Source organism: Micromonospora sp. NPDC052213 (genome assembly GCF_040679695.1).
Classification (GTDB): domain Bacteria; phylum Actinomycetota; class Actinomycetes; order Mycobacteriales; family Micromonosporaceae; genus Micromonospora.
Map to the genome: position 1 here is coordinate 1 of NZ_JBFAVI010000003.1, position 23779 is coordinate 23779.

20 protein-coding genes are annotated in these 23779 nt (G+C 72.5%); 13 read left to right on the top strand and 7 right to left on the bottom strand.

What is annotated here, in order from left to right; translation table 11 throughout:
- Positions 1–106: 106 nt before the first annotated feature.
- From AB0L34_RS01375 to AB0L34_RS01385, 3 genes are all read right to left on the bottom strand, one after another.
- On the bottom strand, positions 107–1612 hold the full coding sequence (locus tag AB0L34_RS01375) for a glycosyltransferase 87 family protein (RefSeq protein ID WP_363700926.1): 1506 nt from the start codon (positions 1610–1612) through the stop codon (positions 107–109).
- Between the two features lie 118 nt (positions 1613–1730).
- On the bottom strand, positions 1731–4580 hold the full coding sequence (locus tag AB0L34_RS01380; RefSeq protein ID WP_363700928.1) for a transglycosylase domain-containing protein: 2850 nt from the start codon (positions 4578–4580) through the stop codon (positions 1731–1733).
- A gap of 196 nt (positions 4581–4776) precedes the next feature.
- The gene (locus tag AB0L34_RS01385) at positions 4777–5244 is read right to left on the bottom strand and encodes a DUF5318 domain-containing protein (RefSeq protein ID WP_363700930.1); all 468 of its coding nucleotides are present in this window, start codon (positions 5242–5244) and stop codon (positions 4777–4779) included.
- 175 nt (positions 5245–5419) lie between these two features.
- Here AB0L34_RS01385 and AB0L34_RS01390 point away from each other — a divergent pair, with 175 nt between their 5' ends.
- From AB0L34_RS01390 to AB0L34_RS01400, 3 genes are all read left to right on the top strand, one after another.
- A complete protein-coding gene (locus tag AB0L34_RS01390; protein WP_350677787.1) occupies positions 5420–6058 on the top strand; it encodes a PadR family transcriptional regulator in 639 nt (212 codons plus the stop codon).
- Between the two features lie 23 nt (positions 6059–6081).
- Entirely contained in the window at positions 6082–7161 is a 1080-nt protein-coding gene (locus AB0L34_RS01395; protein ID WP_350677805.1) for an inositol-3-phosphate synthase, read from the top strand.
- Between the two features lie 411 nt (positions 7162–7572).
- Positions 7573–7986 carry a hypothetical protein gene (locus tag AB0L34_RS01400; RefSeq protein ID WP_363700933.1) on the top strand — a complete coding sequence of 138 codons (414 nt, stop codon included), beginning with the start codon at positions 7573–7575 and terminating at the stop codon, positions 7984–7986.
- Between the two features lie 68 nt (positions 7987–8054).
- Here the strand turns inward: AB0L34_RS01400 and AB0L34_RS01405 are convergent, their stop codons facing one another.
- Both AB0L34_RS01405 and AB0L34_RS01410 read right to left on the bottom strand, forming a co-directional pair.
- Positions 8055–8534, bottom strand: coding sequence for a methylated-DNA--[protein]-cysteine S-methyltransferase (locus tag AB0L34_RS01405; RefSeq protein ID WP_363700935.1), 480 nt, complete (start codon positions 8532–8534; stop codon positions 8055–8057).
- A gap of 90 nt (positions 8535–8624) precedes the next feature.
- Positions 8625–9029, bottom strand: a complete 405-nt coding sequence (locus tag AB0L34_RS01410) for a hypothetical protein (protein ID WP_363700937.1) — start codon at positions 9027–9029, stop codon at positions 8625–8627.
- Positions 9030–9137: 108 nt separating this feature from the next.
- Here AB0L34_RS01410 and AB0L34_RS01415 point away from each other — a divergent pair, with 108 nt between their 5' ends.
- Both AB0L34_RS01415 and AB0L34_RS01420 read left to right on the top strand, forming a co-directional pair.
- Positions 9138–9659 (top strand): hypothetical protein, encoded by a 522-nt coding sequence (locus tag AB0L34_RS01415; protein WP_363701077.1) that lies wholly within the window; start codon positions 9138–9140, stop codon positions 9657–9659.
- Between the two features lie 29 nt (positions 9660–9688).
- Positions 9689–11206, top strand: a complete 1518-nt coding sequence (locus tag AB0L34_RS01420; RefSeq protein ID WP_363700939.1) for an SPFH domain-containing protein — start codon at positions 9689–9691, stop codon at positions 11204–11206.
- Positions 11207–11286: 80 nt separating this feature from the next.
- Here AB0L34_RS01420 and AB0L34_RS01425 read toward each other — a convergent pair whose 3' ends face one another.
- The gene (locus tag AB0L34_RS01425; RefSeq protein WP_357450279.1) at positions 11287–12747 is read right to left on the bottom strand and encodes a CCA tRNA nucleotidyltransferase; all 1461 of its coding nucleotides are present in this window, start codon (positions 12745–12747) and stop codon (positions 11287–11289) included.
- A gap of 135 nt (positions 12748–12882) precedes the next feature.
- On the opposite strand from AB0L34_RS01425, the gene murJ reads away from it, so the two are divergent.
- The 7 genes from murJ (at position 12883) to AB0L34_RS01460 (ending at position 21437) form a co-directional block, all read left to right on the top strand.
- A complete protein-coding gene (gene murJ / locus AB0L34_RS01430; protein ID WP_363700941.1) occupies positions 12883–14634 on the top strand; it encodes a murein biosynthesis integral membrane protein MurJ in 1752 nt (583 codons plus the stop codon).
- 457 nt (positions 14635–15091) lie between these two features.
- Positions 15092–16693, top strand: coding sequence for a protein kinase family protein (locus AB0L34_RS01435; protein ID WP_357450273.1), 1602 nt, complete (start codon positions 15092–15094; stop codon positions 16691–16693).
- Positions 16694–16736: 43 nt separating this feature from the next.
- Positions 16737–17558, top strand: a complete 822-nt coding sequence (gene sigM / locus AB0L34_RS01440) for an RNA polymerase sigma factor SigM (RefSeq protein WP_363700943.1) — start codon at positions 16737–16739, stop codon at positions 17556–17558.
- A complete protein-coding gene (locus AB0L34_RS01445) occupies positions 17555–18634 on the top strand; it encodes a hypothetical protein (protein WP_363700945.1) in 1080 nt (359 codons plus the stop codon). Before sigM ends, AB0L34_RS01445 begins: the two co-directional genes overlap by 4 nt.
- Positions 18635–18815: 181 nt before the next feature.
- Positions 18816–19769: a thioredoxin-disulfide reductase gene (gene trxB / locus AB0L34_RS01450; RefSeq protein ID WP_363700947.1), complete on the top strand. Its 954-nt coding sequence runs from the start codon at positions 18816–18818 to the stop codon at positions 19767–19769.
- A gap of 29 nt (positions 19770–19798) precedes the next feature.
- The gene (gene trxA / locus AB0L34_RS01455; protein ID WP_132235478.1) at positions 19799–20122 is read left to right on the top strand and encodes a thioredoxin; all 324 of its coding nucleotides are present in this window, start codon (positions 19799–19801) and stop codon (positions 20120–20122) included.
- 151 nt (positions 20123–20273) lie between these two features.
- Positions 20274–21437: an N-acetylmuramoyl-L-alanine amidase gene (locus tag AB0L34_RS01460; protein ID WP_363700949.1), complete on the top strand. Its 1164-nt coding sequence runs from the start codon at positions 20274–20276 to the stop codon at positions 21435–21437.
- Positions 21438–21508: 71 nt separating this feature from the next.
- On the opposite strand, the gene AB0L34_RS01465 is transcribed toward AB0L34_RS01460, so the two are convergent.
- A complete protein-coding gene (locus tag AB0L34_RS01465) occupies positions 21509–22174 on the bottom strand; it encodes a GNAT family N-acetyltransferase (protein WP_357450258.1) in 666 nt (221 codons plus the stop codon).
- A gap of 291 nt (positions 22175–22465) precedes the next feature.
- On the opposite strand from AB0L34_RS01465, the gene AB0L34_RS01470 reads away from it, so the two are divergent.
- Positions 22466–23779 (top strand): PLP-dependent aminotransferase family protein, encoded by a 1314-nt coding sequence (locus AB0L34_RS01470; protein ID WP_357450255.1) that lies wholly within the window; start codon positions 22466–22468, stop codon positions 23777–23779.

Here is a 23779-nt window from a genome sequence, read left to right on the forward strand (position 1 = left end):
CACCCCACCCCCCGCGCGCCGAGGGCCCGGGGGGGCTCCGCCCGCCCCACCCCGGCGCCCCGCGGCCCCCCCCGTGGTGGCGGCGGGGGGCCCCCGGCGGGACGGGTCACGCCGGGAGGGGTGCCGGCTCGGCGGGGGCCGTGGGCCGGCGCCGCCAGCGGTCGAGCCAGGGTGCGTCCGGCGCGCCGTCGAGGAGACCGCCGTCCGGGTCGTCGGCGTACGTGGCCCGCACCGGGTCGAGTTCCGGCCGCAGGATCTCCCGCACGACCAGCACGCAGAGCACCACCACGGTGGTCAGGCGCAGCGTGGCCGCCAGCACGAAGACGCCCTCCGGGAAGACCGGCTTGCCGGTCGACGCGCCGAGCAGTTCCCCGTAGAAGGCCGCGAAGTAGCAGACCTCGGCCATCTGCCAGGCAAGAAAGGCGCCCCACTTGGGGCGGGCCAGCACCACCAGCGGCAGCAGCCAGAGCACGAACTGCTGCGACCACACCTTGCTGAAGATCAGGAACGCGGCGACCACCAGGAACGCGAGCTGGGCGAGCCGTGGGCGGCGCGGCGCCAGCAGCCCCAGTGCGGCCACCCCGAGGCAGGCCAGCCCGAAGAGGGCGTACGACAGGGCGTTCAGCGCCGGGATGTTGACGTTCAGCCACTCGAAGGGCCCGAGGTCGGCGGGGTTGGCGCTGCCGACCTTTCCGTCCAGGTAGCGCCCGATGTACCAGAGGGTGCCCCAGTCGATCGGCCGGGTCGAGTTCAGCTCGAAGAAGCGGTCCCAGTTCTCCCGGTACGGGACGGCGACCGGCAGGTTCACGGCGACCAGGGACACCAGGGCCGCGCCGAGGGCGGTGAGGGCGGCGCGGAGTCGCCCGGCGCGCAGCGCCAGCACCAGGATCGGGCCGAGGACGAACAGCGGCCACATCTTGGCCGCCCCGGCGAGGCCGAGCAGGACGCCGGCGAGCAGGGGCCGACTGCGGGCCCAGGCGAGCAGGCCGAAGGCGGCCAATCCGATCGCGAGGAGGTCCCAGTTGACCGTGGCGGTGAGCATCAGCGCGGGGGCGAGCGCGAAGAGCGCGGCGTCCCAGGGTCGTCGGCGGCGCAGGGCGAGGATCACCGCCACCGTGGCGACCGCCAGCGCGCCGAGCACCAGCGCGTTCAGGTTGTAGAACCACTGGCCCTGGTTGATCCCCGGGTCGTTCTCGCCTAGGGCGTGCACGGGCAGGCCGAGCGCGCCCATGAAGTAGCCGGTGAGCACCGGGTACTCGACGGGGTGGTCCCGGTAGGGGACCGCGCCCTCGTTGAGCCGCTCGGCGTAGTAGAGCGCCAGCACGTCGGTGTAGCAGAACCGGGTGTACTGCACGTTGTTCTGCCAGGCGCCGTCCTGGCAGGGCGACTTCTGCACCCAGTGCAGCGCCAGGGTCAGGCAGACCAGGGCCAGGACGATCCTGGCCGCCGTCCAGAACCGGCTCTCCCGCCCGGCGGGTCGGTCGAGCGCGACGGCGTGGTCGCCCAACGGGCCGCCGATGACGCCGGAGACGCCCCGGACGAAGCCGTCGGACCGGGACGGATGGTCGGCGGCACCGGCGTCGTCGATGCCTCGCGTCGGCTGCGTGCTCATGAGGGTGCATCCTGCCGTACGACCGGCCTCCACGTCCCCTTCAGCACCCGACACGTCGGTACGCGGAAACGCCGCCGGCGGCCGGACAGGTCGTCCGGCCGCCGGCGGCGTTCGTGGCTCAGTCGTCGCCGGGCCGTGGTGTGATGCTCGGCATCAGCCCACCACCGCCGCCACCCGGCCGAGGATCGTTCGGGTCGGTGGGACTGGTGGGACCGCCCGGGTTGTTGCCGCCGCCGTTGTTGCCACCGCCGTTGTTGCCGCTCGGCGGGCAGAACGGGTTCAACGGGTCGGGGCAGCCCGGCGGGTTCGACGGGGGCGCGGACGGCGGGGGCGCCTCGCCGTTGCCGGAGTTGGGGTCGCCGATGTTCGCCGCCGGCGGGAAGTCCTTCTTCTCCTGATAGGCGTCCGAGGTCTTGTGCGCCTCTTCCATGAACCGTTCCCAGATGTCACCCGGGAGGTTGGAACCGCTGATGGGTGAGCCATCCTTCAGCTTGATCGCCAGCCGCTTGTCCTTGTTGCCGACCCAGACCGCAGTGGCGATCTGCGGCGTGTAGCCGATCATCCAGGCGTCGCCGTTGTCATCGCTGCCCCCCTTGAGCTCCCAGGTGCCGGTCTTGGACGCGGCCTTGCGGTCGCCCTCCAGCCGGTGGTTGACCCGCGCCGGGTACTGCTCCAGCACCGAGGTCACGTCGGCGACGACGTCCTTCTCGATACGCTGCTTCGGGGCGAGCTTCTCCCCGCCGACCTTCTTCCACTTCCCGGTGTCCACGTCCCGCTCCTCCACGGAGTAGAGGAAGTGGGCCTTGTTGTAGACGCCCTCGTTGGCGAAGGTCGCGACGCCGTTGGCGTGGTCGAGGACGGTGATTGGGTACTGGCCGTAGCCGACCACGTGGAAGAACGGGTCCGGCGCGACCTTCTTCAGGTCGGTCCCGACCAGGTTGTATCCCTTCTGCGGGTCGGTGTCCGTCCGCCACATGGTGGTGACGCCGGCGTCAACGGCCGCCTTGATGACCTTGTCCGGCCCGATCTCCGCGGTCACGTGGTAGAAGGGCACGTTCAGCGACTTCAGCGTGGATTCCTTGAGGGTGCAGGAGTCGCCGCAGGACGGGTTGTCGGTGCCGGCGTTGCTGACCTTGAACGTGCCCGTCGGCTTGAACGCCCGGCCCTTCCAGTACGACTCCAGGGACTTGCCCTCCCTGAGTGCCGCCGCCAGGGTGTAGATCTTGAAGCTGGAGCCTGGCGGGTGACCGCCGGTGACGTTGCCGCTGGGGTCGGTGTTCTTGCCGGCGTAGTCGGTGCCGGTGCCGTTGTCGCCGCCGTAGTAGGCGAGCACCCGGCCGTTGTCCGGGTGGATCGCCACCAGCGCCGCCATCAGGTTGCTTCGCTGGCCGGCAAGCTCGGAGCCCTTGGACTTGCGCTGGGCCGTCTCGACCGCCGCCTTCTGGATCTTCGTGTCGATGGTGGTGCGGATCCGGTAGCCGCCGGACATCAGCGCCTGCGAGCAGAGCTTCTTCTTGTCGGTGACCTTGGTCTCGTCGTCGACGCAGAGCCCCTGGTCCCGCATCTCCTGCTTGACGTAGTTGATCACGTTGCCGTACGGGGTGTCGACGCCGTAGTCGAGGCCGGGGCCCTGGTTCGGCTTCTTCACCGTCGGGTACTCGGTCGGCGCCGCCGGCTTGTTCGGGGCGTTCAGCATGCCCTCTTCGATCATGGCGCGGATCACGTCGTTCCAGCGGGACTTGGCCTCGGTGGGGTTGACCGCCGGGTCGTAGCCCTTGTGACCCGCGCCGGCCTCGGGCTGCTTGATCAGCGCGGCGAGGACGGCCCCCTCGGCGACGCTCAGGTTCTTCGCCGGCTTGCCGAAGTAGGTCTGCGCCGCCGCCTCGATGCCGTGCGCACCCCGCCCGAGATAGATGATGTTCAGGTAGTGCTGCATGATCTCGGACTTGCTGTACTCGTCGTTCAGCTTGGAGGCGAAGATCGCCTCCTTGACCTTCCGGCCGTAGGTGTCGCCCTCCAGGCTGTCGTACGCGTTGCGGGCGTACTGCTGGGTGATGGTCGAGGCGCCCTGCCGGTGGCCGCCGGTCAGGTTGTTCCACGCGGCGCGGGCGATGCCCTTGTAGTCCACACCCGAGTGCTTGTAGAAGTTCCGGTCCTCGATCGCCACGACCGCGTCCTGCACATGCTTCGGGATCTGGTCGATGGTGACCAGGGTCCGGTTCTGCGTGCCGACCTTCGCGATGACCGTCTTGTTGTCGAACGCGTAGAGGGTGGTCGCCTGCGGCGGCGTGGTGTCCTCGGGGAGCACGACGGTGGTCGAGTAGTAGGTGAAGCCCACCACGCCGAGGCCCGCGAGCATGATGACGACCGCGAACGCGGCGATCAGCATGTTCACCCGCTTGCGCTTCTTCGCCCGCGCCGCCTTGGCCGGGTCGTCCCCGCCGCGACCGCCGCGACCGGGGCCGGTCGGTCCCCCGGGCCCACCCGGGCCGCCCGAGACGCTCGCCCGTGCCGACGCCCGGCCGGCGACGCCGCCGACGGCGGCCGACCCGACGCTGGCCCGCCCGGCCGAGGCGGCGCCGACGGCCGCGGCGCCCACCGTGGCGCGGCCGGCCGGTCCGCCGGCCGCCGGGGAGACCGGCACCGACGCGCGGCCCGCTCCCGCCCGGCCCGCGCCCGGTGCGGGGGAGACCGGGACGGAGGCCCGGCCGGCGCCGGCACGACCGGCGGAGGCGGAGCCCACCGAAGCCGAGCCGGCGGCCGGACCGCGCGGCGGCACGGACGCCGAGCCGCCGACCGAGGCCCGCCCACCGGCGGCACCCCGGGGCGCGACCGAGGCGCGACCGGGTGCCGTACCCTCCTGTGCAGCCGACCAACCGCCCCCGCGGGCGTCACCGCCGAGGTCGCCGTGCCGGCCCGGAACATGGGCCCGCCCGCGCGGGGAACTGGGATCGCCGTACGAGTTCATTCCTCACACCCTGCCGTCGCGGTGGGGCGCGACCGCGCCGCCACCGGTTTGCCGTGAGATGGGACACCCGCCGGGGTGGCACACGCGTGCCGGTCGACCGGTGTCAGTTGTGAATCAATCGGGCCAATCAGACCAACGATCCGTCGGTCACCCCGGGCGCGCACGTGCTGGCCGGGGTCGGCCGATCGAGCCAGGATCACCGTTGCGCCTCTCGCCTCCGTCGACCGGCCGCACCGGTGCCCGAGGCGGCCGCGCCGCCCACCGCGTCCTGCTCCGGCCCGCCCTCCGCGCCCTCGGCCAGCCCGTCCCGGCCGAGCAGGTACTGCTCGACGAGATGGTTCCAGTCACAGCCGAGACACACCTCCACCACGAAGACCTGGAACTCACGCAGCGTCATCGCCAGTACGGGCAACTCGGCCAGCGTCCGGGCCTGGCCGGCGGACTGCTTGAGTTCGTCGCCGTAAATGTAGTGGACGCGCGTCAGGTTCTCGCTCCGGCAGATCGGGCACCGCTCGTCCGTCGGTTCGCCGTGGTAGCGGGCGGCGTTCTTCAGGTACGGCGACGCGTCGCAGACGTCGTACGTGCCGACCCGACCGGCGAGGAGCTCACGCAGCACCGCTCGCTTCCGGAGCGAGTAGTCCACCATCTGGCGCTGCGTACGCATGCGGAAGAGGGTACGCGGTCTCGCCGGACGGGGCGACCACGGTGACGATGCGTGACCACAGAACCGCGGAAACGGGGGTTTGCCCTGATCACGGTGATCCGCTAGCGTGCGATGTATCGGTCCGATACATCGCGGCGGTTACCACTCCGCGTAGAGGGTACAGAGAGGATGGCCCGTGCTCGAGCTCGCCATCCTCGGCCTCCTGCAGGAGTCTCCGATGCACGGCTACGAGCTGCGCAAGGAGCTGACCGCCAAACTCGGGGCGATCCGGGCGGCGATCAGCTACGGCTCGCTCTACCCGACCCTGCGTCGGTTGCAGGCGGCGGGGTGGATCACCGAGGCCGCCGAGACACCCGCCACCGCCGAGGAGGTTCCCGCGCTGACCAGCCGACGAGGTCGGGTGGTCTACAAAATCACCGCGGAGGGCAAGGAACGCTTCGCCCAACTGATCGCACAGGCCGGGCCCGAGACGTACGACGACACGGGCTTCGGCGTGCACTTCGCGTTCTTCGCCCGGACCGACCAGGCGACCCGACTCCGCATCCTGGAGGGTCGCCGGCGAAAGATCGAGGAGCGTCGCGAAGGGCTTCGCGACGTGCTCGGCCGCGCGGCCGAACGCCTCGACGCGTACACGCTGGAACTGCAGCGCCATGGCCTGGACGCCTGTGAGCGCGAGGTCCGCTGGCTGGAGGAGCTCATCGCCAACGAGCGCTCCGGCCGTGCCCCGACGGTCCCGGAAACCGGGACGGCCGGCGGCCGACGAGAAGACAACAGCCCGCCTCCGCCTGGAGAGTCCAGGAAAGAGCGGCCGTGATGAAGAAGAAGGAGGCAGACGCTATGGGCTCCGTCCGCGTCGCCATCGTCGGTGTGGGTAACTGCGCCTCGTCCCTCGTGCAGGGCGTGGAGTACTACCGGAACGCCGACCCGAACGACCGCGTCCCGGGTCTCATGCACGTCACCTTCGGCGACTACCACGTCTCGGACGTGCAGTTCGTCGCGGCGTTCGACGTGGACGCCAAGAAGGTGGGCATGGACCTCGCCGAGGCGATCGTCGCCAGCGAGAACAACACCATCAAGCTCTGCGACGTGCCGCCGACCGGCGTGACCGTGCAGCGCGGCCCGACCTTCGACGGTCTGGGCCAGTACTACCGCGAGATCGTCGAAGAGTCCGACGCCGAGCCGGTCGACGTGGCGCAGGCGCTGCGCGACGCGCAGGTCGACGTCGTCGTCTCCTACCTGCCGGTCGGCTCCGAGCAGGCCGACAAGTTCTACGCGCAGGCCGCGATCGACGCCGGCTGCGCGTTCGTGAACGCCCTGCCGGTCTTCATCGCCTCCGACCCCGAGTGGGCGAAGAAGTTCGAGGACGCGGGCCTGCCGATCGTCGGTGACGACATCAAGAGCCAGGTCGGCGCCACCATCGTGCACCGCGCGCTGGCGAAGCTCTTCGAGGACCGCGGGGTCGAGCTGCTGCGCACGTACCAGCTCAACTTCGGCGGCAACATGGACTTCATGAACATGCTGGAGCGCAACCGGCTGGTCTCGAAGAAGATCTCGAAGACGCAGTCGGTCACGTCCCAGATCCCGCACGAGATGAGCAAGAGCGACGTGCACATCGGCCCGTCGGACCACGTGCCGTGGCTCGACGACCGCAAGTGGGCGTACATCCGTCTGGAGGGTCGTTCCTTCGGCGACACCCCGCTCAACGCCGAGCTCAAGCTCGAGGTGTGGGACTCGCCGAACTCGGCCGGCGTGATCATCGACGCCGTCCGCGCCGCGAAGATCGCGCTGGACCGGAAGATCGGCGGCCCGATCCTGTCGGCCTCGTCGTACTTCATGAAGTCCCCGCCGGTGCAGTACGCCGACCACGACGCGCACGCCGCCGTCGAGGCGTTCATCGCCGGTGAGGTCGAGCGCTGACGCGCCGACCACCAGCACCACCGAAGGCCGGGTCCGCACGGACCCGGCCTTCGCCGTGTCCGGCTCTCCCACCGCCGTACGCGCGACGACCACCGGCGTCACACGGGGTCGAGCGATCGGCGACGCGCGGTTAGGCTGATCGCCGTGACGTCCGTCCCACGCCCCGGCCACCGAGCGGCGCGATGGGCGATCGGCGCGGTCGGCGGCACCGTGCTTCTTCCGGTCCTCGCTGGCTGCGCGGCTCCGGGCACCGTTCCAGGCACCGGTCCGGCCTCCGCACCGAACGGCAGCATCGCACCGGCCCTGCCGGCCACCTCTGCGACGGTCGCCGAGGCCCGCTGCGTCGGCGCGAGAACCCCCGTCGCGCGCCCAGGAGGGGCCACCCGGACCGCCGACGGTGCCCCGACCGCCATGCCGAGCCGACCAGGCGGCCAGCCACTAACCGACGAGCAGCGGCGCGCGGAGGAGTTCCGCCGTCAGCAGGCGGCCAACGACGCCTTCCGGCAGCGCGGCACGCTCGATGCGGAGGCGGCCAGCGGTGCCCGAGCCTGCGCGGCGGAAGTCATGCGGAGCCTCAACCTCCTGGCCGCCGGTGGGCGGGAGGCTCCCGGGGAGGAATCCGTCCGGCGGGCCGTCGCCGCGACCGGGCTGACCGACGTCACCGTCCGGCCGCCGGGCCGGCTCGACCTCGGCCCCGGTGACGGCCTGCTCTTCGCGGGATGGACCGGCCGGGCGTGCGTCTTCGGCAGCGTCCGCGCGGGCGACGTCGCCGTGGAGATCGGCACCCGCATCGCCGACGGCGGCTGCCTGCCCGCCCCGGACTGACCTCGCCGGGTGCCGGCGGGACGACTCCGCCCCAGATCAGCACCAGCCGGGCGCAGGGCGACCCCGCGTCAGGACCAGGCGCGTCGCAGGGCGACCCCGGCCTCCAGTTCGAGCAGCTTCACCTTGCGGTCCAGGCCGCCGCCGAAGCCGACCAGCTTGCCGCCCGCCCCGACGATCCGGTGGCACGGCACGAGCACCGGGATCGGGTTGCGGTTGCAGGCCACCCCGACCGCGCGCGCGGCGCCCTGGTCGCCGAGCCGCCGGGCCACCTCGCCGTAGGTGAGCGTCTCCCCGTACGGGATGCGGGTCATCTCCCGCCAGACGCCGCGCTCGAAGTCGGAACCGCCCGGCACCGCCAGCGGCACCGAGAACTCGGTCAGCTCGCCGGCGAAGTACGCCCGCAGCTCCGTCACGGCCTGCCGGGCCGTCTCGTCGCCCGGCTCCTCGTCGGCCGTGCCGACCCGGCCGAAGTGGGCCCGGCACACGTGGGCCCCGTCGGTGGCGACGGAGAACTCGCCGATCGGGGAGTCGAGCACGGTCCAGCGCATCTCCCCATTGTCCCGGTCGCGTCCGGCCTGGCTGGTGCGCCCCGGCGACGCCGTCGGGTGGCCGCCGGCATCCCGCCCCGGACGGCCTGATCAGAGCAGGGTGAAGCCGAGCAGCAGGGCGCCGGCGCTGAGGCTGGCGCCGCCCGCGACGGTCAGCCAGATCAGTTTGTTGGGCCTGGTGTCCTGCGGCCGGGCCACCGAGAGGAAGAAGCCGAGCGGCATCAGAACCGGCGCCGCCACGAGCAGGGTGCGGATGAGCGTGCGGGTGCCGTCGGACGCGTCGGCCTGGTCGACGTAGGGCAGCACGGCCAGCGCGAAGAGGACCAGCACCCCGGCGTGCGCGTGGCCGGCGGTCCACAGGCCCCGGCGGACCGGATTGTCGAGGTAGCCGGCCTTGCGTCGGGTCAGGTGCATGAGCAGGGTCAGCCCGCCGTACGCCACCGTGACGACGGTGATCAGCAGGATGCCGGCGGTGGTCAGGGTTGCCGAGGACATGGGCACCTCCGTCTTGTCATTGTCAAGATTGACTGCTCGCCGGAATCTTGTCAACAGCTAGATTCCGTGTCGGGCGGGTTCGGCGGCACGTTGCGCCAGATCGATACGGTGCAGGTCGTGGCCACGGGGACACTGATCTTCCTCATCATCGGCGGAGCGGGCGTCGCGGTGCTGGCGCTCGCCCTGCTCGGCACCGAGCTGCTGCACTTCGGCAACCCGGACTTCGACGGTCCCGTGTCGGTCGAGGCGGTCGCCGGGTTCACCGGGGCGCTCGGCTTCGGCGCCGCGATCGCCAACGAGCTGCTCGGCGGGCGTACCCCCGCGATGATCGCGGTGGCGCTGACCGGCGGCCTCGTCGCCGCCGTGCCCACCGCGTGGGCGGCGTCCCGGCTGAGCCGGGCGGCCCGCGACATGCGCACCGACCCCACCCCCACCCGCCACCACCTGGTCGGCGCGCTCGGCCTGGTGGTCACCCCGGTGCCCGCCGACGGCTACGGCGAGGTCCGGGTCCGGGTGGCCGGCCAGCCGGTCAAGCTCAACGCCCGGGCCGACCGACCGATCCCGGTCGGTGCCCAGATCTTCGTGGTCGAGGCACTCAGCGAGACCAGCGTGCACGTCGAAACCTACTGAACCCCCTCATCGCAGATCAGGACGGTCACATGCCCCTTCTCATCGCCATCGGCGGCGCGGTCCTCCTCGTCATCGTGCTCGCGCTCTTCGTCCTCTCCCGAATCAAGGTCGCCGGGCCGAACGAGGCCTTCATCGTCACCGGCCGCAAGGGCCGCACCACCCAGACCGCCGACGGCGGCCGGTCCACCGACATGTCCGGGCAGAAGGTCGTGCTCGGCGCGTCCGTCTTCGTCCTGCCGGTGGTGCAGAAGCTCCAGTCGCTCGACCTGTCCAGCCGGCGGATCGACGTCGGCATCAAGGGCGCGGTCAGCAAGCAGGGCATCCGCACCGAGCTGCACGGCGTCGCGATCGTCAAGGTCGGCGGCACCGAGGACGCCATCCGCGCCGCCGCCCAGCGATTCCTGCACCAGCAGGACGAGATCGAGGACTTCACGCGGGAGGTGCTCGCCGGCGCGCTGCGCTCGATCGTCGGCCGGCTCACCGTCGAGGAGGTCATCCGGGACCGGGCGGCGTTCGCCAGCGCGGTCGCCGAGGAGGCCGAGCACTCGATGACCAACCAGGGCCTGGTGCTGGACACCTTCCAGCTCCAGGACATCCTGGCCGAGGGTTCCTACCTGCAGGACCTCGGCCGGCCGGAGGCGGCCCGGGTGCTCAAGGACGCGGCGATCGCCGAGGCGCGCGCCCGCCAGCAGGCCGAGCAGGAGCGGCTGCTCGCCGAGGAGGCCATCGCCGAGGCCAACCGGAACCTGTCGCTCAAGCAGGCCGCCATCCAGGCGGAGATCGACGCGGCCAAGGCCAAGTCCGCCGCGGCCGGGCCGCTCGCCCAGGCCGAACGGGACCAGGCGATCCTCTCCGAGCAGCAGAAGGTTGCCGAGCGCAACGCCGAACTCAAGCAGCGCCAGCTCGACACCGAGGTGCGCAAGCCGGCGGACGCGGCCCGGTACAAGGTGGAGCAGGAGGCCGAGGCGGCCCGCAACGCGGCCGTGCTGAACGCCGACGCGCAGCGGCAGGCCGTCATCGCCGCCGCGCAGGCCGCCGCCGAGCAGGCCCGGCTCACCGGTGAGGGCGAGCGGGCCCGCCGGGCCGCGCTGGCCGAGGCCAACGCGATCGAGGGCGCCAAGGAGGGCGAGGCCGAGCAGCGCCGCCGCTCCGCCATCGCCGAGGCGGTCGAGCGGGAGGGCCAGGCCGAGGCCGCGGCCATCCTGGCCAAGGGCCAGGCCGAGGCCGACGCCATGGCCCGCAAGGCCGAGGCGTTCGCGGCGTACGGCGAGGCCGCCGTGCTGGACCTGCTGGTCAAGGTGCTGCCGCAGGTGGTCGAGGCGGCCAGCGCCCCGATCGGCGCGATCGACAAGATGACCGTCATCTCCACCGACGGCGCCTCGTCGCTGACGAAGTCGGTGGCGGGCAACGTGGCCCAGGGGCTCCAGCTCGGCAGCGACCTGACCGGGATCGACCTGGCCGGCCTGCTGGCGAAGCTCGGCTCGGCGTCGTCCTCGCCCGGCAACGGCAAGCCGTCGGTCGACGCCACGGCGGTCGAGACCCGCTGACGCACCGGGCAGCGGTGTGGCCGTTGCCGCGACAGGGCGCCGTCCCCGGCCCGGGGGCGGCGCCCTGGTCGTGTGGCCGACTACTCGACGATGCCCTCGTCCCGGGCCCAGCGCAGCAGCTCCGCCTCGGCCTCGTCGCGGTCCAGCGGGCCGCGCTCCAGGCGCTGCTCCTTGAGGTGTTTCCAGGCCCGCCCGACGACCGGCCCCGGCGGCACGCCCAGCAGCTCCATGATCGCGTTGCCGTCCAGGTCGGGCCGGACCCTCGCCAGATCCTCCTCGGCGGCGATCCGGGCGATCCGCTCCTCCAGCGCGTCGTAGTCCGCGGCGAGCTGGGCGGCCTTGCGCCGGTTACGGGTGGTGCAGTCCGACCGGGTCAGCTTGTGCAGGCGCGGCAGCAGGTCGCCGGCGTCGGCGACGTAGCGGCGCACCGCCGAGTCGGTCCACTCGCCCCGGCCGTAGCCGTAGAACCGCAGGTGCAGCGCGACCAGCGCGGTGACCTTGGAGGTGATCTCCTTGGGGTAGCGCAGCGCCTTCATCCGGGCCTTCGTCAGCCGGGCCCCGACCACCTCGTGGTGGTGGAAGCTGACCCGGCCGTCCGGGCCCACCGCCTTGGTCGCCGGCTTGCCGACGTCGTGCATCAGCGCGGCCATCCGCAGGATGAAGTCCGGCCCGTCGGTCTCGTACGAGACGGCGTTGCTCACCACCGTGAGGGTGTGCTCGTAGACGTCCTTGTGCTGGGCGTGCTCGTCGATCGTGAGCTTCAGCCCGGTCAGCTCGGGCAGGAATCGCTCGGCGAGCCCGGTGTCGACCAGCAGCCGCAGCCCGGTGATCGGGTCCGCGCCGCAGAGCAGCTTGGTGAACTCGTCGCGGATCCGCTCGGCGGTGATCCGGTCCAGGTCGGCGGCCATCAGGGTCATCGCCGCGTGGACGTCGGGGTGCACCGCGAAGCGCAGTTGGGCGGCGAACCGGGCCGCGCGCAGCATCCGCAGCGGGTCGTCGCCGAAGGACTCCCCGGGCGTGCCCGGGGTGCGGATCACCTTGGCGGCGAGGTCGTCCAGCCCGCCGTGCGGGTCGGTGAAGCGGTGCTCGGGCAGGCTGACCGCCATCGCGTTGATGGTGAAGTCGCGCCGCCGCAGGTCCTCGGCGAGATCGGTGCCGTACTCGACGATCGGGTTGCGGCTGACCTGGTCGTACGACTCGGCCCGGAAGGTGGTGATCTCCAGCCGCAGCCCGTCGCGCTGGCAGCCGATGGTGCCGAACTCCCGGCCGGTCTCCCAGATCGACTCGGCCCAGCCGCGCACGATGCGCAGGGTCTCGTCCGGGTGCGCGTCGGTGCAGAAGTCGAGGTCGTCGCCGAGGCGGCCGAGCAGGGCGTCGCGGACCGAACCGCCCACCAGGTGCAACTCGTGGCCGGCCCGCGCGAACCGGCGGCCCAGCTCGTCGGCGACCGGGGAGACCCGGAGCAGTTCGGCGACGGCGTTGCGCTGCGCGGCGGTGAGTTCGCGGCGGTCGGCGGCGTGGGGAGCGGAGGCTTCGGACATGGGAGCGCCAGACTATCGGTCCCGGCGGGGATGCGGTCCGCCGGGCGCGGGTATCGGGCGACTGTTGACTATCGTCTGTGACGTGCGGGCCCGTGCCCGGCTCGGACGTACCCCCTCTGCCTTGGAGGCGACAAGATGAGCGGCGGTCTCTACCGCAGCGCGAACGCCGCCCAGGGCGGCGCCGCGCCCGGCCGGCCGTCGGACGGCGCGACGTTCATCTCCGCCGAGCCGCTCAACCAGCCGGCCATGGAGTCGACCGCGCCGCCGCAGGAGCAGGTTGCCGAGGCCAGCGCCGCGACCAACAGCGCGGTGATGGCGATCGGCAGCCTCGTCAGCCGGGGTACGGGTTTCCTGCGCACCCTGGTGATCGCGGGGGCGCTCGGCGGCGCGCTGGTCGGCGACGCGTACACCACCGCGCAGATCCTGCCCGGGATGGTCTACGAGTTCCTGCTCGGCGGCGTGCTCACCAGCGTGCTGATCCCGGTGCTGGTGCGCCGGCGCAAGACCGACGCCGACGGCGGTCAGGCGTACGCCCAGCGGCTGCTCACCCTGGCGGTGCTCGCGCTCGGCGCGGCGGCCCTGCTCGCGGTCGCCCTGGCCTTGCCGCTAACCAGGCTCTACGGCAGCGGGGAGTCGACTGGCGAGTATTCGCAACTGGTCACTGGGCTGTCGCGCCTGATGCTGCCGATGATCTTCTTCTCCGGGCTCAGCGCGCTGATCAGCGCGGTACTCAACACCCGGGGGCACTTCGCCGCGCCGATGTGGACGCCGATCCTGAACAACCTGGTGGTGATCGGCACCGCCGGGCTCTACATCGCCGTCTTCGGGGCGACGACCGTCCAGCCGGAGGACATGACCACCGGGCGGATCCTGCTGATCGGCGGCGGCACCCTGCTCGGCGTGGCGATCCAGGCGGCCGGGCTGCTGCCGGCGCTGCGCAAGGTCGGTTTCCGGTGGAAGCTCCGCTTCGACTTCCGGGAGCTGGGCCTGCGTGAGCTGGGCCGGCTCGGGGCGTGGATGTTCTGCTACGTCGCGGTCAGCCAGCTCGGCCTGATCGTGCTGTTCAACCTGTTGACCCGGGCCGGCAAGGAGAACGCCGCCGGTCCCATGATCTACAACAACGTCTTCCTGCTGCTGATGACAGCGCACGGCATCATCGCCGTCTCGATCATCACCGCGCTGATGCCCAGGATGAGCGCCGCCGCCGCCGACGGCCGGTACGCCGACGTCGCCGCCGACCTGGCCCGGGGCACACGCACGGTCACCGCGGTGCTCGCCCCGATCGCGGTCTGCTACGCCGTCCTCGCCACCCCGATCGCGTTCACCCTGTTCCGGTTCGGCGCCTTCAACGAGGACAACGCCACCGCCACCTCCGTGGTGCTGCTGGCCGCCGCACTGGCGCTGGTGCCGTTCGCGGTGAGCCAGCTGTTCACCTTCGCCTTCTACGCGCTGCCGGACACCCGCACCCCGGCGCTGATCAACATCCCGGTGGTGGCGCTCCGCGTCGGGGTGCAGATCGTGCTCTTCGCCGCCTTCTCGGCCAGCTTCGCCGGCGCCGGGATGATGATCGGCAACGCGGTTTCCTATCTGGCCGCCGCGATCGCCTCCGCCTGGCTGCTCCGCCCCCGGGTCGGACGGATCGGCCTCGGCGAGATCATGCGCACCGGTGGCCGGGTCTTGGTCGCGGCGCTCGGGGCGGCGGTGGTCGGTCTGATCGTGGTCAAGCTGCTGCCGGGCGACGACACGCCGACCCGCCTGGAGGCGATCATCCAGCTCGTGATCGGTGGCGCGGTGATCGGCGGGACCTACCTCGGGCTCGCGATGGCGCTGCGGATCGGTGAGATCACCGAGGTCGTCGGCATGGTCCGCCGCCGGCTGGGCCGCTGACGCGCCGCGCTCGGGTGCGGGCCGACGCCCCTCGGATGGTCTGCACGCTCTGTGAACGAGGATCACCAGCCTGGGGATGCGCCTGTGGATAACTCCGCGATTCACCGCTCAGCCGCCGGACGGGCCTGTGGATAACCAGCCGTACGGCTGAGCATGGCGGCACGGTCGGAGGGAACCCGGGGGCGTCGGCGTCGCCGCCACACAGGTCAACCCCTCCGGCGAGCACTTGCGGTCAACGTCTAGATTGGTTAGTACATGTGCCAGCAACGTGGCTGACAACGGTCGCAACCGGACAAGTTGATCGCCGGCCGGCAGCCCGACCCGGGAGCGGCGCGAAGATGACATGTCGGGGAGACCGCCAACCCGGGTAAGGTCGCTCTCGACGGGTACGGCAGGCGCCGACGCTCCGCGTCGACACCGGTCGGCCGGTTCCTTCGAAGGCAGAGCGGGAAGCCACATGCCCAGCAGCGCGGGTCCATCGATCGACACGATCACCGAGGGAGGACGGGTGACCCAGGTCGGCGAGGGTCAGGAGGCGGAGGAGAGCGCTCCGCACGTCATGACCTTCGGTGCTCCCACGGCCGGTGAGATCCTCGCCGAGCGTTACGAGCTGGTCGAGCACATCAACAACGACAGCGCGGGTCGGCTGGTCTGGCGGGGCGTCGACGTCATCCTCCGCCGTCCCGTCGCGGTCGTGCTGCGCTACCCGGGTGGCGACTCCGCCACCGAGATGCTCCAGGGCGCCGTCGCGGCGAGCCGGGTCATCCACCCCAACCTGGTCGGCGTCTACGACGCGATCGACGAGGCCGAGCGGGCGTACGTGGTGCGCGAGTGGGTCGACGGGCAGTCCCTGCGCGAGCTGGCCGCCGACGGCCCGCTGGACCCGGCCCGTGCCACCACCATCGGCAACGCCGTCGCCAGCGCCCTCGCCGCCGTGCACGCCACCGGCATGGTGCACGGCAACGTCCACCCCGGCACGGTGATGATCAGTGACGACGGCCGGGTGGTGCTGGCCGACGCGCGTACCGACGGCGACGACAGCCAGCAGAGCGACGTCCGCGCGATCGGCGGGATCCTCTACTTCGCCCTGACCGGGCACTGGCCGCACGCCGAGGCCCCGCTGCGCGGCGCCACCGCCGGCCACGGCCGGGCCGCCATCCCCGACGCCGTCCGCGACGCCGCCGGCGCGATCGCCGCTCCCCGGCAGGTCCGGGCGGGCGTGCCGGCGTACCTCGACGACCTCACCATGGACCTGCTCGACGCCGAGATCGCGCCGCCCTCGTCGGACGTGCTCGCCGCCGAGCTGGCCCGCCTGGACGTGCCGGCCGACGAGCAGTTCCTGGACAACACGGGCCCGCTGCGCTTCGCCGCCGACACCGGCGACGAGCCGTCCCCGCTGGCCGCGGCCGGCGGCCGGAAGGTCGCGATCGGCATCGCCGGTCTGCTGGCGGTCGCCCTGGTCGGCCTGCTGGTCGGCATCAGCGCGCTGCGTGGCGGTGACGATCCACGGCCCAGCCCGGTCGCCGCCCCCTCGTCGGCCCCGCCCGCCGGCGAAGCCACCCCGGCCGCCACCACGACCGGACCGCTGAAGATCAGCGCGGCGCGGATCATCGACCCGGACAGCAAGTCCCGGGACGAGCTCGGTGGAGCCGAGAAGGTCTTCGACAACAACGAGGACAAGGGCTGGGAGACCGACACCTACAACCGGTCCAACTTCGGCAACCTGAAGAAGGGCATGGGGGTCTGGATCGACCTCGGCGGCGAGCACACCGTCAAGTCGGTGCAGGTGCTCCTCTCCGCCCGGGGCGCCTCCGCGGAACTGCTCACCGGAGCATCCAACCCGCCCTCGTCGTCGACGGGCGACGGCCAGCTCTACGCCGAATACAAGGGGAAGCCGATCGGGCAGCCGTTCGAGGAGCACGACGGCACCAAGATGACCTTCAACGGCTTCAACGCCGACCAGAAGTACCGCTACCTGCTGCTCTGGATCACCGAGCTGCCCCCGAGCGACGGCGGCTACAAGCTCGGCGTCCAGGAGATCACGGTCCAGGGATCGTGAGCCGGCCGCCGCGCCCAGGGCACCGCACCCGCCGGACGTGGTGATGGGCATACGCGGGGAGCGGACGGGCGGTGGACCGGTGGGCGGAGCGAGCGGCCCACCGGTCGCGTCGTCGGTGCCGCCGGCCGGGCCGACGGACCTCGAACTCCTGCACGCCCACGTGGCGGGCGACCGGGACGCCTTCACCGAGCTGTTCCACCGGCACCGCGACCGCCTCTGGGCGGTGGCGCTGCGGACGCTCGGCGACCGCGAGGAGGCCGCCGACGCCCTCCAGGACGCGCTGCTGTCCGCCCATCGCGCCGCCGGCCGGTTCCGGGGCGACTCGGCGGTCACCACCTGGCTGCACCGGATCGTCGTGAACGCCTGCCTGGACAGGATCCGCCGCCGGCAGGCGCATCCCACGGTCCCGCTGCCGGACGGGGTCCGGGACGGCGACTCCGGCTCCGCCACCGGCGGCGTCGAGCCGGCGGCTCCCGTCCACGACCACGACACGGCGCTGGTGGTCCGCCAGGCGCTCGCCGGGCTGCCGGCCGAGCAGCGGGCGGCGCTGGTCCTGGTGGACGTGCAGGGCTACCCGGTGGCCGAGGTGGCCCGGATCCTCGGCGTCGCCGAGGGCACGGTCAAGAGCCGGTGCGCCCGGGGCCGGGCCCGCCTCGCGACGCAACTCGGGCACCTGCGCCCCCGGCCCGCCCCACAGCAGTCCGAGCCGCCGGGCCCCGCCCCGCAGCGGCAGGAGTCGCCGCAGCCCGCCCCGGCGGCGGGCCCCAACGTGCCGGCCGTCACCGGAGGGAACCCGCGACCGCCCGAGGGCGTCCGATCGGGGTCGGGACGGTCCCGGCAGGATGCCCACCAGGAGGACGTGTGACGGCCGGGGGGTTCGGAGAGGTCGACCACGACCTGCTCGCCGACTACGTCGGCGGGGCGCTGGACGGCACCCCGGACGAAGCGCGCGTCGCCCGGCTGGTCGACGAGGACGTGGCCTGGGCGGAGGCGTACGCGCTGCTGGCCCCGGCCCTGGCAGGCGTCCGGGCCGACCTGGCCGCCGCCTGGGCCGGCCCGGCCCCCGAGATGCCCACGGACGTCACCGACCGGCTCGTCGCGGCCCTGGCCAACGCCCCCGCGCCCGACTCCGGCCCGCTCGATCCGACGCCGGCCCGCTCCGACCTGGTGCGTCCCGAGCCGCGCGACTCCGTGCCGGCCCGCTCCGAGGACGTTCGCTCCGGGGCCGGGGGCGGCGACGCGCTGCCGGCCGACGAGCCGGGGACGGGCAGGTCGGGCGGGGTCGTGCCGGCACAGCCGTTCGGCGGGTCCGCGCGGCGCCCTGCCGGCGTACCCCGCTCGGAGCCCGGCCGGGGCGCGACCACGGGGCCGGGCCGACGGCGTCGCCGCTGGTCCCGGCTGGCCGGCCCGGTCGCGCTCGCCGCGGTGTCGATCGCGGCGGTCGGGCTGGGCGTCAGTCAGCTCACCGGCGAGCAGGGGGACGGGGCCGCGGACACGGCGTTGTCCCGGCCGACCGAACCGAAGGTCGCCGCCCCCGCCGGCACGCCGTTCCGGGCGGGCGAGCCCACACTGCGCAGTGGGAGGGACTACACACCCGCGTCCCTGGCCGACGTCTCGCCGACGATGCGGGCGCAGCAGTTCAGCGCCGGCCCCGGGCCGGACGGCCAGGCGGAGGGTGGGCGGCTGCCCGGCGACGCGGTCGGCCTCGACCGGCTCACCGACCCGGCCGCGCTGAGCGACTGCATCCACGAGATCGGCGCCGAGCACGGCGGCGGGCCGCTGGTGGTCGACGTGGTCGACTACGCCCGCTTCCAGGGCCAGCCGGCGCTGGTCGTCCGGTTCACTGACAACAGCGGCGCCCTCTGGGCCTGGGTGAGCGGACCGGAATGCGGGGTGCCCGGATCCGGCTCGGACAGCCGCTACCGCACGCGGGTAGGGTGAATTCGCGGCCACCGGACGTTTGACCGTCCACGTGACCTGACCCACCGGATGACCGGCTCGGGAATTCCCGGTTCGTACGATGACGTTCTGCACATCAGACTGCCGGCACCGCGAGGGGCGTCGGCATCGGATCGGCATCGGTGCGCGCGCCGATGGCGAACAACACTATCGGGAGACGGCAGTGGACGAGGTCCGCAACCTGATCATCATCGGCTCCGGGCCGGCCGGTTACACGGCGGCGGTCTACGCGGCGCGCGCCAACCTCAAGCCGCTCATCATCGAGGGCGTGCAGTCCGGCGGCGCGCTGATGACGACGACCGAGGTGGAGAACTTCCCCGGTTTCGCCGACGGCATCCTCGGCCCCGAGCTGATGGACAACATGCGCAAGCAGGCCGAGCGCTTCGGCGCGGAGTTCCTCACCGACGACGTGACGCGGGTGGAACTGAAGGACACCGGCAGCGTCGGCTCCGACGCGGTCAGCACCGTCTGGGTGGGTCAGACCGCCTACCGGGCGAAGGCCGTCATCCTCAGCACCGGCTCGGCGTGGCGTCCGCTGGGCGTCCCGGGCGAGCAGGAGTACCTGGGCCACGGCGTCTCGTCCTGCGCCACCTGCGACGGCTTCTTCTTCCGCAACCAGCACATCGTGGTCGTCGGCGGCGGTGACTCGGCGATGGAGGAGGCCAGCTTCCTCACCCGGTTCGCCGAGTCGGTCACCATCATCCACCGCCGGGACTCCTTCCGGGCCAGCAAGATCATGGCCGAGCGGGCACTGGGCAACGACAAGATCAAGGTCGAGTGGAACACCGTGGTCGAGGAGATCCTCGGCGACGACGGCAAGGTCTCGGGCGTACGGGTGCGCAACACGCACACCGGCGAGTCCAAGGTCCTCGACGTCACCGGCGTCTTCGTGGCCATCGGTCACGACCCGCGCAGCGAGCTCTTCCGGGGTCAGGTGGAGCTGGACGACGAGGGCTACGTGAAGGTCCAGTCGCCGAGCACCCGGACCAGCGTGCCCGGTGTCTTCGCCGCCGGCGACCTGGTGGACCACACCTACCGGCAGGCCATCACCGCCGCCGGTACGGGCTGCGCCGCCGCGCTGGACGCCGAGCGCTTCATCGCCACGCTGCAGGGCTGAACAACCAAGAACTCCGGAGGAGAGTCATAGTGGGAGCAACGAAGTCGGTCACCGACGCGAGTTTCGCCGCCGACGTGCTGAAGTCCGACAAGCCGGTTCTGGTGGACTTCTGGGCCGAGTGGTGCGGGCCGTGCCGCAAGGTGTCGCCGCTGCTGGAGGAGATCGCCGGCGAGATGGGCGACCAGGTCACCATCGTCAAGCTCAACATCGACGAGAACCCGGAGACCGCCCGCGCGTACCGGGTAATGTCCGTCCCGACCCTCACCGTGTTCAAGAACGGCGAGCCGGTGCAGTCGATCGCCGGCGCCAAGCCGAAGGGTGAGCTGGTCAGGCTCATCGAATCGGCGCTCTGAGCTGCACGTACGCACGTCGACCCCGTACCCGGTCCGCCCGGGGGACGGGGTCGACGTCTTTTCCCGGCGCGCCCACCTGAGGTCCCCGGAACGCATAACCTCAACCCCGGGGCCGCCCGGCCAGCCAGCGTCCGTGCAGAGGGGGTCGTGCGTGCGTCCGATCCGACCCGGTGACCGTGGACCCGCGGTCACCGAGATCCGTACGGTGCTGACCGGCCTCGACCTGCTCGCGCCGATGGCACCCGACGCCGACGAGTTCGACGCCCACACCGAACGGGCCGTACGGGCCTTCCAGCAGTCCCGGGGTCTCAGCGTGGACGGCCGGGTCGGCGCGGAGACCTGGCGGGCCCTGGACGCCGCCCGCTGGCGGCTCGGCGCCCGCACCCTCTACCACTCGGTTTCCGAGCCGCTCACCGGCGAGGACGTCCGGTCGCTCCAGGAACGACTGCTGGAGATGGGGTACGACGTGGGCCGCGCCGACGCGATCTACGGCGTACGGACCTCCCGGGCGGTCGCCCAGTTCCAGCGCGAGGTCGGGCTGACGCCCGACGGCTCGTGCGGGCCGCACACCATGAACGCGCTGCGCCGGCTCGGGCGCAAGGTCGTCGGCGGGCGGCCGCAGTGGCTGCGCGAGTCCGACGCCATCCGGCAGTCCGGCCCGACGCTGGTGGGGCGGACCGTGGTCGTCGACCCCGGTCACGGGGGCACCGACCCGGGCGTGGTGGTGCCGGACGGGCGGCTGCGGTGGACCGAGGCGGACCTGGTGCACGACCTGGCCAGTCGGCTGGAGGGCCGGCTCGCCGCCTCCGGCGTCCGGGTGCAGCTCACCCGCGGGCCGGCCCCGGAGGACTGCCTGCCGGACGTCGACCGGGCCGAGCTGGCCAACTCGCTCGGGGCCGACGTGTTCATCTCGCTGCACCTCGACGGGCACGCCAACCCGGCGGCCGAGGGCGTCGCGACCTACCACTACGGCACCGACAACGGGGTCACCTCGGCGACCGGGGAACGGCTCGCCGGGCTCGTGCAGCGGGAGATCGTCGCCCGTACCGGGCTGCGCGACTGCCGTACGCACGCGAAGGCGTGGGACCTGCTCCGGCTGACCCGGATGCCGGCCGTACGCGTCGAGGTCGGCTACCTCACCTCGCCCGGCGACCGGGCCCGGCTGGTCGACCCCCGGTTCCGGGACCTGGTGGCCGAGGCCGTCGTGGCCGCGGTGCAGCGAATGTACTTCCCCGTGGAGCGGGACGTGCCGACCGGCTCGATCGACGTGAGCGAACTGCGGGCGGTCGTGGCCGCCGGCACGGTGGTGGACTGAACGGCGGTCGGCGCGGTCGTGGGCCGGGCAGCGGCCGGTGCTGTCGTGGAGCGGGTGGGCGGTCGGCGCGGTCAGCCGGCGGTGGAGCGGGTGGCCGGGGCCGGGCGGACCGGGCGGAGCAGCGTCTCGGGGCTCATCGAGCCGAGCAGCTTCTCCAGCGCGTACTCGACGTCGGACTTCCAGCTCAGGGCCGTACGCAGCTCCAGCCGGAGGCGGGGGAAGCGCGGGTGCGGACGGACCGTCTTGAAGCCCACGGAGAGGAAGAAGTCGGCCGGGGCGACACAGGTGCCGGCCGGGTCCGCCGCGTCACCGAACTTCGCGTCACCGAACGCCTCGATCGCCTTGATGCCGCGCTTGGTGAGATCCCGGGCGACCCCCTGGACCAACATCCGGCCCAGCCCGCCACCGGCGAAGGCGGGCACCACGTTGGCCGTCATCAGCAGCGCCGCGTCGGCCGAGACCGGGGAGGTGGGGAACGCCATCGAGCGGGGCACGTAGGCCGGCGGGGCGTACAGGACGTAGCCGGCCGGCATCCCGTCGACGTAGACGAGCTTGCCGCAGGACCCCCACTCCAGCAGCGTCTGCGAGACCCAGGCCTCCTTCTCCAGCCCCGGGTCGCCCGCGGCGCAGGCCCGGTCCGCCGAAACCGGGTCAAGCTCCCAGTAGACGCACTGCCGGCACGGACGGGGCACGTCCTCCAGGGTGTCGAGGGTCAAGCTGACCAGACGTCGCGACATTGGCGCATCTCCACACTAGGCTCGGAGGTGAGACCGGCACGGAACGACAACGCCGCCTTCCTGCCCCCGACGAGCGATCGTACGCCGGTTCCGGACGCCACGGGAGGGGACGCGCGAACGACCACCTCCGGGAGGGCCGCCGGTGGTCCGCGATGTGGACGCTGGTCACGTCGTAGCGGCCTTCCTGGCAGGGGCGACTAGGATCGGCACCCGGCGTCCCGCGTCGCCATGGTCGCCGTTGTCCCGGGTACGCGGGGCGGGATCCACCCGAGCAGCCATCGAGGTGATGTCATGACCGGCACGACGCTCGACGACTACACCGACCGGTACGCCCGCCGTGTGCGGGGCATGACCGCCTCGGAGATCCGCGCGCTCTTCGCGGTGGCCAGCCGGCCGGAGGTGGTCTCGCTCGCCGGCGGCGCTCCCTACATCGCGGCGCTGCCGCTCGACGCCGTCGGTGAGATGCTCGGCCGGCTCGGCGCCGAGCACGGCGTCACCACCCTCCAGTACGGCATCGGCCAGGGCACCCTGGAGCTGCGCGAGCGGATCTGCGAGGTGATGGCACTCTCCGGCATCGACGCCGCCTGCGGCGCCTCCCCGGAGGACGTGGTCGTCACCGTCGGCGGGCAGCAGGCGCTCGACCTGGTGGCCCGGCTCTTCCTCGACCCGGGTGACGTGGTGCTCGCCGAGGGCCCGACCTACGTCGGCGCGCTCGGGGTGTTCCAAGCCGCCCAGGCGCAGGTGGTGCACGTGCCGATGGACGACGACGGGCTGATCCCGGAGGCGCTGGAGGCGGCCATCGCCGAGCAGGCCCGCGCCGGCCGGCGGGTGAAGTTCCTCTACACCATCCCCACCTACCAGAACCCGACCGGCGTGACGCTCACCGAGGAGCGGCGGGAACGGGTGCTCGACATCTGCGAGCGCGCCGGCCTCCTGGTGGTCGAGGACGACCCGTACGGTCAGCTGGGCTTCGAGGGGGACGCGCCGGCGCCGCTGCGCGCGCGGCGCCGCGACGGGGTCTTCTACCTCAGCACCTTCTCCAAGACCTTCGCCCCGGGTCTGCGGGTGGGCTGGATCCTGGCACCGCACGCCGTCCGCGACAAACTGGTCATCGCCAGCGAGGCGCAGATCCTCTGCCCCAGCGGCTACGCGCAGGCCGCCGTCTCCACCTACCTCGGCACCATGCCCTGGCGGGAGCAGCTCAAGGTCTACCGCGAGGTCTACCGGGAACGGCGCGACGCGATGCTCGCCGCGCTGGAGGACCTGATGCCGGCGGGCACCACCTGGACGACGCCGGGCGGCGGCCTCTTCGTCTGGGCGACCCTCCCCGACGGCCTCGACTCGAAGGCGATGATGCCGCGGGCCATCGCCGCCCGCGTGGCGTACGTGCCGGGCACCGGCTTCTACGCCGACGGCACGGGTAGCGGCAACATGCGGCTCAACTTCTCCTTCCCGCCCCCGGAGCGGATCCGCGAGGGCGTGCGCCGGCTGGCCGGCGTCATGGAGCAGGACATCGCCATGCGGCGGGTGTTCGGCGCGGTCGGCCGCCCCGGATCGCGGCGGGGGCAGGCCGGCTCGGACACGCCGGGTCCCGACTTGGCATGA